General features: G+C 70.5%; 13 protein-coding genes. 10 read left to right on the forward strand and 3 right to left on the reverse strand.

Translation table 11 applies throughout. The features are described from left to right. Nucleotides 1–16: 16 nt before the first annotated feature. The 6 genes from KUM49_RS16680 to KUM49_RS16705 all read left to right on the forward strand — a co-directional run bounded on the left by KUM49_RS16680 (nucleotide 17) and on the right by KUM49_RS16705 (nucleotide 6,674). Complete coding sequence (locus KUM49_RS16680; protein ID WP_217237638.1) at nucleotides 17–385, forward strand: BlaI/MecI/CopY family transcriptional regulator; 369 nt, start codon at nucleotides 17–19, stop codon at nucleotides 383–385. Beyond that, complete coding sequence (locus KUM49_RS16685; protein ID WP_217237639.1) at nucleotides 382–1,293, forward strand: M56 family metallopeptidase; 912 nt, start codon at nucleotides 382–384, stop codon at nucleotides 1,291–1,293. Before KUM49_RS16680 ends, KUM49_RS16685 begins: the two co-directional genes overlap by 4 nt. A gap of 158 nt (nucleotides 1,294–1,451) precedes the next feature. Next, nucleotides 1,452–2,477, forward strand: coding sequence for a C40 family peptidase (locus KUM49_RS16690; RefSeq protein WP_217237640.1), 1,026 nt, complete (start codon nucleotides 1,452–1,454; stop codon nucleotides 2,475–2,477). A 157-nt stretch (nucleotides 2,478–2,634) separates the two neighbouring features. Then, nucleotides 2,635–3,495, forward strand: a complete 861-nt coding sequence (locus KUM49_RS16695) for a DUF5134 domain-containing protein (RefSeq protein ID WP_217237641.1) — start codon at nucleotides 2,635–2,637, stop codon at nucleotides 3,493–3,495. 491 nt (nucleotides 3,496–3,986) lie between these two features. Continuing rightward, complete coding sequence (locus tag KUM49_RS16700) at nucleotides 3,987–4,280, forward strand: heavy-metal-associated domain-containing protein (protein ID WP_217237642.1); 294 nt, start codon at nucleotides 3,987–3,989, stop codon at nucleotides 4,278–4,280. Between the two features lie 111 nt (nucleotides 4,281–4,391). Continuing rightward, the gene (locus tag KUM49_RS16705; RefSeq protein WP_217237643.1) at nucleotides 4,392–6,674 is read left to right on the forward strand and encodes a cation-translocating P-type ATPase; all 2,283 of its coding nucleotides are present in this window, start codon (nucleotides 4,392–4,394) and stop codon (nucleotides 6,672–6,674) included. On the opposite strand, the gene KUM49_RS16710 is transcribed toward KUM49_RS16705, so the two are convergent. Continuing rightward, nucleotides 6,667–6,975: an antibiotic biosynthesis monooxygenase family protein gene (locus KUM49_RS16710; protein ID WP_217237644.1), complete on the reverse strand. Its 309-nt coding sequence runs from the start codon at nucleotides 6,973–6,975 to the stop codon at nucleotides 6,667–6,669. The two genes, KUM49_RS16705 and KUM49_RS16710, sit on opposite strands and share 8 nt — an antisense overlap. A gap of 205 nt (nucleotides 6,976–7,180) precedes the next feature. Continuing rightward, nucleotides 7,181–8,143 (reverse strand): carbohydrate kinase, encoded by a 963-nt coding sequence (locus KUM49_RS16715; protein WP_217237645.1) that lies wholly within the window; start codon nucleotides 8,141–8,143, stop codon nucleotides 7,181–7,183. A 261-nt stretch (nucleotides 8,144–8,404) separates the two neighbouring features. Between KUM49_RS16715 and KUM49_RS16720 the strand changes: the two genes are divergently transcribed. The 4 genes from KUM49_RS16720 to KUM49_RS16735 all read left to right on the forward strand — a co-directional run bounded on the left by KUM49_RS16720 (nucleotide 8,405) and on the right by KUM49_RS16735 (nucleotide 12,548). Further along, the gene (locus tag KUM49_RS16720; RefSeq protein ID WP_217237646.1) at nucleotides 8,405–9,433 is read left to right on the forward strand and encodes a sugar ABC transporter substrate-binding protein; all 1,029 of its coding nucleotides are present in this window, start codon (nucleotides 8,405–8,407) and stop codon (nucleotides 9,431–9,433) included. Between the two features lie 179 nt (nucleotides 9,434–9,612). Beyond that, nucleotides 9,613–10,608: an ABC transporter permease gene (locus KUM49_RS16725; RefSeq protein WP_217237647.1), complete on the forward strand. Its 996-nt coding sequence runs from the start codon at nucleotides 9,613–9,615 to the stop codon at nucleotides 10,606–10,608. After that, nucleotides 10,605–11,441 (forward strand): ATP-binding cassette domain-containing protein, encoded by an 837-nt coding sequence (locus KUM49_RS16730; RefSeq protein ID WP_217237648.1) that lies wholly within the window; start codon nucleotides 10,605–10,607, stop codon nucleotides 11,439–11,441. The genes KUM49_RS16725 and KUM49_RS16730 overlap by 4 nt, the downstream gene beginning before the upstream one ends. A gap of 75 nt (nucleotides 11,442–11,516) precedes the next feature. Then, nucleotides 11,517–12,548 (forward strand): LacI family DNA-binding transcriptional regulator, encoded by a 1,032-nt coding sequence (locus tag KUM49_RS16735; RefSeq protein ID WP_217237649.1) that lies wholly within the window; start codon nucleotides 11,517–11,519, stop codon nucleotides 12,546–12,548. Between the two features lie 31 nt (nucleotides 12,549–12,579). On the opposite strand, the gene KUM49_RS16740 is transcribed toward KUM49_RS16735, so the two are convergent. Continuing rightward, nucleotides 12,580–13,968 carry a glycoside hydrolase family 43 protein gene (locus KUM49_RS16740; protein WP_217237650.1) on the reverse strand — a complete coding sequence of 463 codons (1,389 nt, stop codon included), beginning with the start codon at nucleotides 13,966–13,968 and terminating at the stop codon, nucleotides 12,580–12,582. Between the last annotated feature and the right edge of the window lie 108 nt (nucleotides 13,969–14,076).

Here is a 14,076-nt window from a genome sequence, read left to right on the forward strand (position 1 = left end):
AAAGGGAGTCAGGGTCATGCGGCGGCTGGGGGAACTCGAGGCGGAGATCATGGACCGTCTCTGGACGTGGAACCGCCCGGCCACGGTGCGTGAGGTCGTCGACGACATCAACAGGACCCGGCCCGTCGCGTACACCACGGTCATGACCGTCACCAACATCCTCTACACCAAGGGCTGGCTGCTGCGCGACAAGCAGGGCCGCGCCTGGCTGTACACGCCGGTCCGCAGCCGCGAGGCGTACGCCGCCGCGCTCATGGAGGACGGCCTCGGAGAGAGCAAGGACCGGCCGACGGCGCTGGTCCACTTCGTCGAGAACATGTCCGAGGACGAGGTGGCCGCCTTGCGGAAGGCCCTGCGAAGCGTGGGACGACAGGCGAAGCCGTGAACGCGGCCCCCGTGCTCATCGGCTACTCGGTCGCGGTGGGTTTCGTGGCTCCGCGTCTGATGCTGCGGGCAGGGTGGCCGCACCGGGCGCCCGCCCTGGCCGTCGCCGTGTGGCACACCCTCGCGGTGTCCTTCTCGATCGGGATCGCACTGTCCGCGTACAACCTCGCCATGCCGACCGAACACGTGCACGCGGGCCTGACGGGCCTGCTGCACTCCTGCGGGCTCGACGTGGGTGCGGACAGGCCCGGTCCCGGGACGGCGGACCGACTGGCCGTCGGCGTGCCCGCCGCCATCGCGATCGCCCTGGCGGGCAGCTTCGCCTTCCACCTGACGCGGGCCCGTCGGGCGCGGACGGAGCACCGGGAGGCCCTCGACCTGGTGGGCCGCCACTCGCCGCGGCTGAGCGCCACCGTCCTGCCGTACGACATCCCCGCCGCGTACTGTCTGCCCGGCCGCCGCCCCCGGATCGTGATCAGCGACGCGGCCGTGCGCGAGCTGACGCCGGCGCAGGTCGGCGCCGTACTGGAGCACGAGCAGGCCCACATCTCGGGCCGCCACCACTTGGCCCTGGCGGCCGTGGAAGCCTTCCACTCGGTGTTCCGCCGGCTCCCGCTGGCCCGCCACGCCCGTGAGCAGACGGCACTGCTGCTGGAGATGGTCGCGGACGACCGTGCCCTGCGCAGCCACTCCGACGAGGTGCTGGCCACCGCCATGTACGAGATGGCCGCAGCGCGTGCTCCCAAGGGCGCGCTCGCCGCGGGGGGTCACACCGTGCTCATCCGCCTGAAGCGAATCCTCGGTCCGCGCAAGGCGCCCCACCCGGCCCTGTGGGGGTCAATCGCCGCCACGGCCGTGGCGGTCCTGCTGCTGCCGCTCCTGTTCGCCTGCCCGCCCGGCCTCGGCTGACCGATTCACCTGAGACGCCTGCGACTCGGACTGACTTGCGATGCGAACTACTAAGCTACTAAGTTCTACCGCACTTGACTGGTCGGCGCCCCGAGCGCCGGTACGACGGCCACCGGCCCCGTCGCCTGGTACACAGACCGCGCAGAGGAGTCACCGCGATGGGAACCCGCTGTCGACCCAAGCCGCCCAGCCGTGCCCGGACAGCCACCCTCGGCATGGCCGTCGGCGCCGTCAGCCTCCTGCCGACGCAGAGTCAGGCGGCGCCCGGGCCCACGGTGGACGAGGTGCGCAAGCAGGTCGAGAAGCTCTACGAGGAGTCCGAGGCTCCCACGGAGGAGTTCAACGCCATCAGCGAGAAGCAGGAGAAGCTGCGGCGCGAGGTGGACGGCGCGCGGGACCGGCTGGCCCGCAAGCAGCAGGAGGTCAACGAACTTCGGGCGGAGATCGGCCCGTTGGCGGCCGCGCAGTACCGCAGTGGCGCCATCGACCCGAGCGTGCAGCTGTTCCTGTCCGGCGACCCCGACAACTACCTCGACCAGGCCGCGATGCTGGACCGTACGAGCAGTCGGCATGCCGACGCCCTGCGGACGATGCACGCCAAGCAGCGCGAACTCACCCAGGAGCGGGAGGACGCCCAGAAGCGTCTCGAGGCCCTGGAGGAGACACGCACCGACGCGGCCGAGAAGAAGGAAGAGATCCAGGGCAGGCTCGCCGAGGCGCGCAGGATCCTGAACAGTCTGACCGCGCAGCAGCGCGCCGAAATGGAGGCCGCCCAGGAGCGCGACGACGCCTCCGCGGGCGCCGACGACTCCCCCGCCGGCTACACCGGCCCCGCGAGCGGTCGCGCCAAGACCGCGCTCGACTTCGCGTACGCGCAGCTCGGCAAGCCGTACGAGTGGGGTTCGACCGGCCCCGACTCCTACGACTGCTCAGGGCTCGTGGGAGCGGCCTGGCGCTCGGCGGGTATGTCCCTGCCCCGCACGGTCCAGCAGATGCACGACGCGGGCCGCAAGGTGTCCAAGGCGGACCTGCAGCCGGGCGACATCGTCTACTGGTACAACGGCAACCAGCACAACGGCATGTACGTCGGCGACAGCAAGGCCATCCACGCGCCCCGCACCGGCAAGAACATCGAGATCGTCCCGCTGGACTCCATGCCGTTCTTCGCCGCGTCCCGGCCCTGAGCCGGCGGCCCCTGAACACCTGCCGGCCTCGGTACGTACTAAGGGCACTAGCAGTTGGCGGCCCGGGAGGCGCCCACGAGTGCTCCGCGTGACGAAGCCGCCTCGGCACCGCGCTGCGACCACGCTCGGACGAACCGGGAAGGTGAAGATGGGAACCATGGCGCTCAGTTGGGCCATCGCGGCGGTCGCCGCCCTGGTCGCCGCCGTCAGCGCGGTCCGCGTCGTGACCACCGGCGGTGAACCCCGGTTCGTGGCCGGAGGTGATCTCCTGATGGGCCTGTCCATGGTCGCCATGGCGCTGCCTGCGACGGTCGCCTGGTACGCGGACCACGGCATGTGGTGGTCGGGGGCGTTCACCCTCCTCGGGCTCGCCGGTGTGGCGATGGCGGTCAAGCACACCCGCACGCGGGGGTGGAAGCGCGGCCGTCACTGGGTGCATCTCATCGTCGGCAGCACGGGCATGGTGATCATGACGCTCGCCATGACGAGTACGTCCTCCGGCCCGGTACTCGCCCTGGGTCATTCGTCCATGGCGCACATGCCGGGCATGGAGAACACGGCGGGCTCGTCGCACACGCACGGGACGGACGGCATGGAGTCCGCGGAGGGAGGGGAATCCCTGCACGGGATGGACATGTCCGGCATGACGCACGCCGCGGCCGACACCGGCGGCTCCGCGGGTTCCGGCTCCCTGTGGCGGTTCCTGATCGTGGCGCTCGCCGTGTACTTCGTGCTGTCGATCGGCGCGTCCGTCTGGGCCAGGGCCCGGGGCACCGGCAGGCGCGGCCGGGGTGCGGGCTCCGGGGCCGGATGGGGTCGCTGGCTGCTCGCCATGCCGGACACCGTGTTCGTCGTCCTGGCGTCGTTGACGATCTCGGTGTGGGACAGGGGCCGGACCGCACAGCGGACCGGCCACGGGCGGCGCCGCAAGCTCGGAGCCGCCCCCGACGCGGCGCTGGCGGCCCACATCGGGATGGGCGGGACCATGTCCGCCATGCTGCTGATGATGGCGGTGTGAGGGCCGGGCACCTTGTGCCGCGCCGCACGAGGCTGCCTGGCGCTGGTCCACCCGGGCGCACGAATCGCTCGGGTCCGTTCTCCGTGGCGGGGCTCCGTGATCCCCAGCCCGGGCCGCCCGGTGGGCGCCCCTGCGAAGCGCCCGTTCCGAGTTCCGATGTCGCCTTCACATCGCCGCCTACGTGCCGTACCACTGGCGCTCTGAGTCGCCGGCGCCCTGCCGCTCGCGTCGGCCTGTTTCCGGCGGGGATGGCGAACCCTCCCCGGCCTCCGACCCGGACATGACGGGCACCTTGGCCGTGCGTCGAGTCACCGGAGACCCCGGCCGGCGCACGTGTCCCACCTCCGCTCGCCCCGCAGGAATGACTTCGGGGCGAGCGGAGGTGCCATGAATACCCCTAGGGGGTATAGTGGAGGCAATCTGCGGGAGGGTCGGGGCACCGCACCCCTCCCGGAGAACGGCCCACGCGTCCACACACTGAGGAAGTAGCCATGACCACCGAGACGAACCCCGGTTCCTGCTGCGGCTCCCACTCCTGCGGTTCCGACACCGCGGTCGACGTCCAGGGCGTCGGCGTCACCACGGTCTACAAGGTGTCCGGGATGACCTGCGGCCACTGCGAGGGCGCGGTGTCCCAGGAGATCACCGCTCTGGAGGGCGTCACCGCGGTCAAGGCCGTCGCCGACACCGGAGAGGTGACCGTCACCTCGGCCGCCCCGCTCGACGAGGAGGCCGTCCGCGCCGCCGTCGACGAGGCCGGTTACGACCTCGTCGGCCGCGCCTGACACCCTGGTCGGGGCCACCACGGCCCCGGACCGCGAATTCCTCCCGCGCCGGGACGTACCGCTCCGCTGATACGGACGCCGCACGTCCCGGCCTCCCCCTGGAGATACGCAATGACCAGCACGGCTCCCGAGAAGACCCTCCCCGGCCCGGCGCCCGCACCCGCCGCCGAGGTCGAGCTCTCCATCGGCGGCATGACCTGCGCCTCCTGCGCGGCCCGCATCGAGAAGAAGCTCAACCGCATGGACGGCGTCACCGCGACCGTCAACTACGCCACGGAGAAGGCGAAGGTCTCCTACGCGGACGGGATCGAGGTCGCCGACCTCATCGCCACCGTCGAGAAGACCGGATACACCGCCGAGGAACCGCCTCCGCCCCCGTCGAGCACCACGGACGAGGGCGAGGCCCGGACCGCTCCGGCGGCGGACGGAGAGCTGCTGTCCCTGCGCCAGCGCCTGTACGTGTCGCTGGCACTCACCGTCCCGGTCGTCCTGATGACGATGGTGCCGGCCCTGCAGTTCGACAACTGGCAGTGGCTGTCACTGACCCTGGCGGCTCCCGTAGTGGTGTGGGGTGCCCTGCCCTTCCACAGGGCCGCCTGGACGAACGTCCGGCACGGCGCCGCCACCATGGACACCCTGGTGTCGCTCGGCACGCTCGCCGCGCTCGGCTGGTCGGTGTGGGCACTGTTCTGGGGAGACGCCGGGATGCCGGGCATGCGGCACGGCTTCGAGTTCGCCGTCTCCCGGGGCGACGGTTCCTCCTCGATCTACCTGGAGGCCGCGGCCGGGGTGACCACGTTCATCCTCGCCGGGCGCTACCTGGAGGCGAAGTCCAAGCGCAAGGCGGGTGCGGCGCTGCGGGCGCTCATGGAGCTGGGCGCCAAGGACGTCTCGGTACTGCGCGGCGGCAAGGAAGTACGCATCCCCGTCGGCCAGTTGGCCGTGGGTGACCAGTTCGTCGTACGGCCCGGAGAGAAGATCGCCACCGACGGGACCGTCGTCGAGGGCACGTCGGCGGTGGACGCCTCCATGTTGACCGGCGAGTCGGTGCCGGTGGACGTGAGCGTCGGGGACGCCGTCACCGGCGCGACCGTGAACGCCGGGGGACGGCTCGTCGTCGAGGCGACCCGCATCGGCGCGGACACCCAGCTCGCGCGGATGGCGAGGCTGGTCGAGGACGCGCAGAACGGCAAGGCCGAGGTGCAGCGGCTCGCCGACCGGATCTCCGGGATCTTCGTGCCGGTGGTCATCTTCATCGCGGTCGCGACCTTCGGGGTCTGGCTCGGCGCCACCGGCGACACCGTGGCCGCCTTCACCGCGGCCATCGCCGTCCTGATCATCGCCTGCCCCTGCGCCCTCGGCCTCGCCACGCCGACCGCGCTGATGGTCGGCACGGGACGCGGCGCCCAGCTCGGCATCCTCATCAAGGGCCCCGAGGTCCTGGAGTCCACCCGCCGCGTCGACACCGTCGTCCTGGACAAGACCGGCACCGTGACCACCGGCCGCATGAAGCTCCAGGACGTCTTCGCCGCACCGGGCGTCGACGAGACCGAACTGCTGCGGCTGGCGGGCGCGCTGGAGCACGCCTCGGAACACCCCATCGCCCAGGCCATCGCGGCCGGTGCCGCCGACAGGGCCGGGAGCCTTCCCGTGCCGGAGAACTTCGAGAACGTAGCCGGCCTCGGCGTCCAGGGCGTCGTCGACGGCCACGCCGTGCTCGTCGGGCGGGAGAAGCTTCTCGAGGAGTGGGCCATCGAGCTCCCTGAGGAGCTGGCCGAGGCCAAGGCCGCCGCGGAGGGTGAGGGACGTACGGCGGTCGCCGTCGCCTGGGACGGCAAGGCGCGCGGTGTCCTCACCGTCGCCGACGCGATCAAGGAGACCAGCGCCGAAGCGGTGGCCGAACTGCGCAGGCTGGGCCTGAAGCCGGTCCTGCTGACCGGTGACAACCAGCTCGTCGCCGAGTCGGTCGCCAGGGCCGTCGGCATCGACGAGGTGATCGCCGAAGTCCTCCCGCAGGACAAGGTGGACGTGGTCAGGCGACTCCAGAGCGAGGGCCGTACGGTCGCGATGGTCGGTGACGGCGTCAACGACGCGGCCGCTCTCGCCACCGCCGACCTGGGGCTGGCGATGGGCACCGGCACGGACGCGGCGATCGAGGCGGGCGACCTGACCCTCGTACGCGGCGACCTGCGGGTGGCCGCCGACGCGATCCGCCTGTCCCGCAGGACGCTGGCCACCATCAAGGGCAACCTCTTCTGGGCCTTCGGCTACAACGTCGCCGCCCTGCCGCTCGCCGCCGCCGGCATGCTCAACCCGATGATCGCGGGAGCGGCGATGGCGTTCTCCTCGGTGTTCGTGGTGACCAACAGCCTGCGGCTGCGGTCCTTCAAGTAAGCGTGACTCCGGCAACTGGGGCGAGGAAGGTCAGCACCGAGGCGTCCTCCTCGATCAGCGGGGTGAGCGCGGTGTTGAACGGGCCGCCGTAGGGGGCCTTCAGATGCGCCTGGAAGGCGTCCTCGTCCCGGTACACCTCGAAGATCCAGTAGGCACGGGGGTTGGTCGCCTTGGTGTAGACGTCGAAGGCGAGGTTGCCTTCCTCCTGGCGCACCTTCCGCGCGTACTCCAGGGTGAGGCGGGCGACCTCTTCCTGCGCGCCCTCGCGGACGGTGAACTCGGCGAGCAGGGTCTTGTTCACGGTGCGGGGTCCTCCGTGGTCGGGATGGGGATCGGTCGCAGGGGAAGTCGAGGTGGCGGACGCGGGCCTGGGCGGGCTTCGACGAACAAGGAATGTCATCGTTGACGTGTGTCATCGATGACATCGAGTGCCCGATGATGCGGGCAACCCGGCCCGTGCGTCAACCGATTCGCTGAGGACGAGCCCTTACAGGCTCGCCCGCCTGTCATGCGCCGTCGGCTGTGGTGAGCTGCGCCAACTGGCTCCGCCACGGCGGGTTGGGGCCGGCCACCGAGCAGGTCAGGCCCGCGACCTGGGTGGCGAACCGGCAGGCCTCCGCGACATCACCGATACGGAGTTCCGTCAGCCGGCCGCCGAGGAGACCGCGTACGCCGAGGTGGTGCAGCAGACCGGCGGTGAAGGAGTCCCCCGCACCGACCGTGTCGACGACGGTCGTCGACACCGCGGGCACCTGGGTGCGTTCGCCGTCGAGTGACGCCAGGGCTCCGCCGGCGCCGCGCGTGATCACGACGAGCCGCGCCCCGGCAGCGTGCCAGATGTCGCACGCCTGCTCGGGCGGCGTCCCCGGCAGCAGGAGTTCGAGGTCGTCCTCGCTGAGCCGGAGCACGTCGGCGAGGGCGCACCAGTGCGCCAGCCGGGCACGGTAGACCTCGGGATGTACGAGCAGGGGCCGGACGTTGGGGTCGATGCTGATGGTCGCCCGGGGTGCGGCCGCAGCCAGGAAGTCCTCCACCACCGCCGCCCCGGGCTGCTGGACCAGGGCCAGGGATCCGGTGTGCACGCAGGCGGCCTCCGCCAGGTCCACCCGCGCCAGTTCCCCGGCCGTCCACTGCCAGTCGGCCGTGTTCTGCGCGTGGAAGGAGAACGCGGCCTGCCCATCGGCGTCCAGTTCGGCCACGGCGAGTGTGCTGGGCTCAGCGGCCTGGACGGCACTCGACAGGTCCACCCCGGATGCCTCCAGGTGGGCGCGGAACAGGCGGCCGAACACGTCGCCGGACAACCGCGCGAGGAAGCGGGCCGGGGTGCCGAGCCGGGCCAGGGCCACCGCCGTGTTCGCCGGGCCGCCGCCGGGCAGGACGCGCAGGGCGAGTTCGTTCGCGGCGCTCGCGGGTTCGGCGAACGCGTCCGCGACGCACTCCCCCAGGACGGTGATCTGGCGCGGGCTCATGGGCTGCTCTTCTCTGACGGACCTCTGACGAACGTGCGGGCAGGCCGGACGCGTCGTGGCGCAGCCGCCGGACGGCTACGAGGGGCAACGGCCTCGGGGCGTTGCCGATTTGTGACGAGCGCAGGGCATTGACGTTTCCGGGAGACGGAGTCCATCATCCTCGCCATGCGGTGTCAACGATGACATAAGTCAACGATGACACCCCAGGGACGGCATGCTCCGATGCCGGCCGCGCCGCTCGCAATCCCGCAGGAGTCGTTCATGCCTCGCACCGCTCGTCTGCCCATGTCCCTCCTCAGAGCCGCTGCGTGCACGGGCATCGCGGCCCTCACCCTGACCGCCTGCGGATCCGGATCCGGCTCCGGATCGAGCTCCGCCGGCTCCGGTTCGGGCGAGGTCAAGGTCGGCCTGATCACCAAGACCGACACCAACCCGTTCTTCGTGAAGATGAAGGAGGGCGCGGAGAAGGCCGCGAAGGCCGAGGGCGTCAAGCTCATGACCGCGGCCGGCAAGTTCGACGGCGACAACGCCGGTCAGATCACGGCCATCGAGAACATGGTGGCCTCCGGGGTGAAGGGCATCCTGATCACCCCGAGCGACTCCAAGGCCATCGTCCCCGCGATCGCGAAGGCCCGCGCCAAGGGCGTCCTGGTCATCGCCCTGGACACCCCGACCGAGCCGGAGAGCGCGGTCGACGCCCTCTTCGCCACCGACAACGTCAAGGCCGGCGAGCTGATCGGCGAGTACGCCAAGGCCGCCATGAAGGGCAAGGCCGCCAAGATAGCCACCCTCGACCTCGCGCCCGGTGTGTCCGTCGGCGTCCAGCGGCACGAGGGCTTCCTGAAGGGCTTCGGCATCGGGGAGAAGGACCCGGCGGTCGTCTGCTCCCAGGACACCGCGGGCGACCAGGCCAAGGGCCAGACGGCGATGGAGAACTGCCTCCAGAAGGAGCCCGGCATCAACGTCGTCTACACGATCAACGAACCGGCCGCACTCGGCGCGTACACCGCGCTCAAGGCCAAGGGCCGGGAGAAGGACGTCCTGATCGTGTCCGTCGACGGCGGCTGCACCGGGACCCAGGCCGTCAAGGACGGCAAGATCGCCGCCACCTCGCAGCAGTACCCGCTGAAGATGGCCTCCGAGGGCGTCAAGGCCGTCGTGACGTACGCCAAGGACGGCAAGAAGGCGTCCGGTTACACCGACACGGGCGTCACCCTGATCTCCGACAAGGCGCAGGCCGGGGTCACGTCCGAGGACACCGGTTACGGCCTGGAGAACTGCTGGGGCTGAGCCGCCCCCGAGGCCCGTACGAGTCCGCCTCCGGCCAGGACCGTATGCCTTCGTTTCTCCCCTCAGTGGGGCGGCCGTCCTTCCCTCCCCGACCGGGGGCGGCCGCCCGCTTGTCCTCTTGTCCCCTTGCCCTTTGACCAAGGCGGGCAACGACTTCTGTCTTCCGACAAGGATTTCGCATGACAGCCACGACCTCGCCGTACGCCGAGCTCAAAGCACCGACCACGGCCCGCAGACTGCTCACGGCACCGACCACCGGCCCACTGGTCGCTCTCCTCCTGGCCTGTGCCTTCTTCTCCCTCTCGACCGACCAGTTCCTCACGGGCGGCAACTTCTCGCTGATCGTGCAGCAGGTCATGGTCGTCGGCACGCTCGCCATCGGACAGACCCTGATCATCCTCACGGCGGGCATCGACCTGTCGTGCGGAGCCGTGATGGCCTTCGGCAGCATCGTGATCGCCAAGATGGCCGCCGAGGGCTCCCTGCCCCCGCTCGTCGCGATCGCCCTGGGCCTGGCGGTCTGCGGCGGATTCGGGCTGCTCAACGGGGTGTTGGTGCAGAAGATCCCGCTGCCGCCGTTCATCGTCACCCTCGGCATGCTCAACGTGGCGTTCGCGCTGACCCACATCTACTCCGAGGAGCAGACGGTCACCAACCTGCCCGGCCCGCTGACGGCCCTCGGGCAGACCTTCCCGCTCGGCCGCACCGACATCACGTACGGCTCCCTGGTCACCATCGCCCTGTTCCTGCTGCTCGCCTACGCGCTGAGCAGCACCGGCTGGGGCCGGCACGTCCACGCGCTGGGCGACAGCCCGGAAGCGGCGCGGCTGAACGGCATCCGCACCTCCCGGCTGACCATCGGCGTCTACACCGTGGCCGGTGTCCTCTACGGCATCGCCGCCCTGCTGCTCATCTCCCGCACCGGAGTCGGCGACCCCCAGGCGGGACAGACCGACAACCTCGACAGCATCACGGCCGTGGTCCTCGGCGGTACCAGCCTCTTCGGCGGACGCGGTTCGGTCCTGGGCACCTTCATCGGCGTCCTCATCGTCGGCGTCTTCCGCAACGGCCTGCAGCTGATGGGCGTCGCCTCCATCTACCAGACCCTGATCACCGGAGTCCTGGTGATCCTCGCGGTGACCGTCGACCAGCTCTCCCGGAAGAAGGCACGATGACCGCCACCTCCTCCCCCGCCCCCGTGCTGCAGGCCCGCGGTCTGGTCAAGCGCTACGGTCACGTCACCGCCATCGACGGCGCCGACTTCGACCTGCTGCCCGGTGAGGTCCTCGCCGTCATCGGCGACAACGGAGCCGGCAAGACCAGCCTGATCAAGGCGCTCACCGGCGCGCTGGTCCCCGACGCCGGCGAGATTCGCCTCAACGGCGAACCCATCACCTTCTCCGGGCCGCAGAGCGCACGCGCCCACGGCATCGAGACGGTCTATCAGGACCTTGCCGTGGCCGCCTCCATGGACATCGCCTCGAACATGTTCCTCGGGCGTGAGCTGCGTCGCCCCGGCGCCCTCGGCAGTGTCTTCCGCATGCTGGACAAGAAGCGGATGCGCCAGGAGGCCGCCGAACACATGGCCGACCTGAAGATCGGTCTGCGCTCGCTGACGCAAGCGGTGGAGACCCTGTCCGGAGGGCAGCGGCAGGCCGTCGCGGTCGCCCGTTCCGTCGCCTGGGCCCGCAGCGTCGTCGTCATGGACGAGCCCACCGCCGCCCTCGGGGTCAAGGAGTCCGGTCAGGTCCTGGACCTCATCCGCCGCGTCCGGGACAAGGGCATGCCGGTCGTCCTGATCAGCCACAACATGCCGCACGTCTTCGAGATCGCCGACCGGATCCACGTCCACCGGCTGGGCCGCAGGGCCGCCGTGATCAAGCCCTCCGACTACTCCATGGCGGAGGTCGTCGCCATCATGACCGGCGCGCTCACCGTCGACGAGGCCGGAGATACTGTCGTAGCGGATTCCAAGGCGGCGAAGGCCGCGGGCGTCCAGGCCACCTGACGTACGACTGAAGCACTCACCGATTCCGGCCGAGGCCGCGGCCGGAACCGACGAGCACAGGAGACCGTTTCCTCCATGGCAGCGAACCGCCGCCCCACCCTGGCAGACGTCGCCCGAGAAGTGGGCGTCAGCGCCAAGACCGTGTCCCGCGTCCTCAACGAGGACGGGCCCGCCTCGGCGCAGACCCGGGAGCAGGTTCTCGCCGCCGTGGCCAAGCTCGGCTTCCAGCCCAACCTCATGGCCCGCAACATCCGCGTCGGCGGGCCCGACACCACCATCGGACTGGTCATCCCGGACCTCGGCAACCCCTTCTTCGGAGCCGTGGCCCGGAGCATCGAGGACAGCGTCCGCGACCGCGGCCTGACCCTGCTCATGGGCTCCTCCGCGGACGATCCGGGCCGCGAGCGCGCGCTGACGGACAAGTTCCTCGCCCGGCGCATCAGCATCCTGCTGGTCGTGCCGTCCGTCGGCGCCGACCACTCCCACCTCAAGACCCACCGCGCCACGGGCCTGCCCGTCGTCTTCATCGACCGTCCGGGCGTGGGTCTGGCCACGGACAGCGTCGTCAGCTCCAACCGTGCGGGCGCCCATGACGGCGTCGCCCATCTGATCGCCCACGGACACCGGCGCATCGGCTTCATCGGCGATCTGCCGACCACGCTCTACACACGCCGCGAGCGACTGGCCGGATACCGCTCCGCCCTGCGGGAAGCCGGCCTCCCCGCCGACCGTGCCCTGGTCGCCAACGCCCACGACCGGCACGGGGCCTCCGCCGTGACCGCCCAGCTCCTGGACCTGGCGGATCCCCCCACCGCCCTGTTCGCCGGCAACAACATCGTCGCGCTGGGGATCGTCGCCGAACTCGCCCGCGGCAAGCGCAAGGACGTCGCCGTCGTCGCCTTCGACGACGTGGAGCTCGCCGAGGCGCTCGAGCCGGCCCTGACCGTCGTCGCCCAGGACGCCGAGGAGATCGGCAGAACGGCGGCGACCACCGCCCTGGCGCGCCTGGACGGCGACCGCTCGCGCGCCCGCACGATCACCGTGCCCACCCGGCTGATCGTCCGGGGGTCGGGGGAGCGGCCGGCTCTCGCGCTGCGCGAGGCATGACCCCCCGTCACCGGGTGGGCAGGGGTACGGCTCAGGCCCAGGCGGTCACCGGCACGAACGAACTGTCCTGCCGGAACAGGTCCGTCCCGTCGGTCCGGGCCACCCGGAGTTGGTAGTTGTAATGGCGCAGGTAGTAGCCCGGGTAGTTGTACGACTCGAAGCGCAGTGAGCCGCTCGCCGTGCCGGTGCGGGCGATGAACGTGGCGTCCTTGGCGAAGGTCGACGTCCCGTCGTTCGCGTCGAAGCGGCCGCGGAAGTCCCAGTGGCGCAGGTAGTTGCCGGAGGCGTCCCGGAAGGAGTAGGCGTTCGCGTCGGCGAGGCCGGCGACGACCGTGAAGGTGGACGCCTGCTTCTCGGCGGTGGTGCTGGAGGCGCTGACCACGGGGAGGTTGAGCAGGGACGACTGGTTCTGCCAGTGACGGGTGGTGAAGTTGACCGAGCGGAAGGAGCGGGTGACGTTCTTCGCCAGGCTCGGGCCGCCCGAGACGGTCTCCTTGATCACCGTGAAGTGCCGGGCCGTGCCGGAGACGACGGGGAGCGCGGCCGGGGCGGACCAGGTGGCGAAGGTGTCGTAGCTGTCGCTGTAGTAGTAGGTGCCGTCGCCGTAGCCGTCGAAGAAGATCCGCCAGCCGCCGTTGTCGAGCTGCACCAGCGCCGCGCCCTCGCGGTAGCTGCCCCAGCCCGCCCAGTTGCCGGTGCGGCTGATGGTGTAGGGGCCGGTGAGGCTGGTCGCCGTCGCGTACTCGATGTACTTCGCCGTCTCGTTCTTCGTGAAGGCGTGGTAGGTCGAGCCGATCTTCACGATGTACGTGTCGATGTGGTTGGCACCGATGCCGGACAGCGCGACCGGTGAACTCCACGCGGTGAGGCCGGTGTTGGTGGCCTTCAGCAGGTACGGGGTGAAGATCCACTCGTCGTTGGCCGTCGAGCAGGAGACGATGATGTTCACGCTGCCGTCGCTGTCGACGAACCACTCCGGCGCCCAGGCGCGGGACAGGTTGGCGATCGGGACCGTGTAGTCGTACAGGAAGGTCCAGTTGACCCGGTCGGTGCTGCGGGCGAAGCCGATGGTGGTGCTCGGGTCCTGCCAGGTGTGGGTCGTGTAGGTGATGTAGTAGTAGCCGTTGGTGTGCTTGAAGATGCTCGCGTCGCGGATGCGGTTGCTGGGCGGGGTGTAGGCGGACGACTTGGCCAGCCGGAAGTCGGTGGCGTCGTCGGACTGGTACACGTTCACGGTGCCGTCGTTGCTGTCGAGGAACGGCACGATGGTGTAGCGGGTGGCGGAGCCGCTCGGCGGGGCGGCGGCCGAGGCCGTGCCGAGCAGTCCGGGCATCTCGCCCAGGACCAGCGCCGAGGCGGGCAGGACGGCCATCGCCCGCAGCAGGGTGCGGCGCGACGGCGCGGGGGGTCGTGTGGTCACGGGCGGCTCTCCCTCGGACACAAACACATGCGACTCTGATGTTCGATATTCCGAACCAAGTTCGGAAAGTCGATCAGAAGGTAGGGCCGAGGGTGGGACGCGTCAATG

The organism is Streptomyces sp. AC555_RSS877 (assembly GCF_019049245.1).
Classification (GTDB): domain Bacteria; phylum Actinomycetota; class Actinomycetes; order Streptomycetales; family Streptomycetaceae; genus Streptomyces.

Excerpts from the sequence above, each read along its gene's own strand:
- KUM49_RS16680 (WP_217237638.1), top strand. The coding sequence starts at position 17 with ATGCGGCGGCTGGGGGAACTCGAGGCGGAGATCATGGACCGTCTCTGG.
- KUM49_RS16690 (WP_217237640.1), top strand. The coding sequence starts at position 1,452 with ATGGGAACCCGCTGTCGACCCAAGCCGCCCAGCCGTGCCCGGACAGCC.
- KUM49_RS16695 (WP_217237641.1), top strand. The coding sequence starts at position 2,635 with ATGGCGCTCAGTTGGGCCATCGCGGCGGTCGCCGCCCTGGTCGCCGCC.
- KUM49_RS16700 (WP_217237642.1), top strand. The coding sequence starts at position 3,987 with ATGACCACCGAGACGAACCCCGGTTCCTGCTGCGGCTCCCACTCCTGC.
- KUM49_RS16705 (WP_217237643.1), top strand. The coding sequence starts at position 4,392 with ATGACCAGCACGGCTCCCGAGAAGACCCTCCCCGGCCCGGCGCCCGCA.
- KUM49_RS16715 (WP_217237645.1), bottom strand. The coding sequence starts at position 8,143 with ATGAGCCCGCGCCAGATCACCGTCCTGGGGGAGTGCGTCGCGGACGCG.
- KUM49_RS16720 (WP_217237646.1), top strand. The coding sequence starts at position 8,405 with ATGCCTCGCACCGCTCGTCTGCCCATGTCCCTCCTCAGAGCCGCTGCG.
- KUM49_RS16725 (WP_217237647.1), top strand. The coding sequence starts at position 9,613 with ATGACAGCCACGACCTCGCCGTACGCCGAGCTCAAAGCACCGACCACG.
- KUM49_RS16730 (WP_217237648.1), top strand. The coding sequence starts at position 10,605 with ATGACCGCCACCTCCTCCCCCGCCCCCGTGCTGCAGGCCCGCGGTCTG.
- KUM49_RS16735 (WP_217237649.1), top strand. The coding sequence starts at position 11,517 with ATGGCAGCGAACCGCCGCCCCACCCTGGCAGACGTCGCCCGAGAAGTG.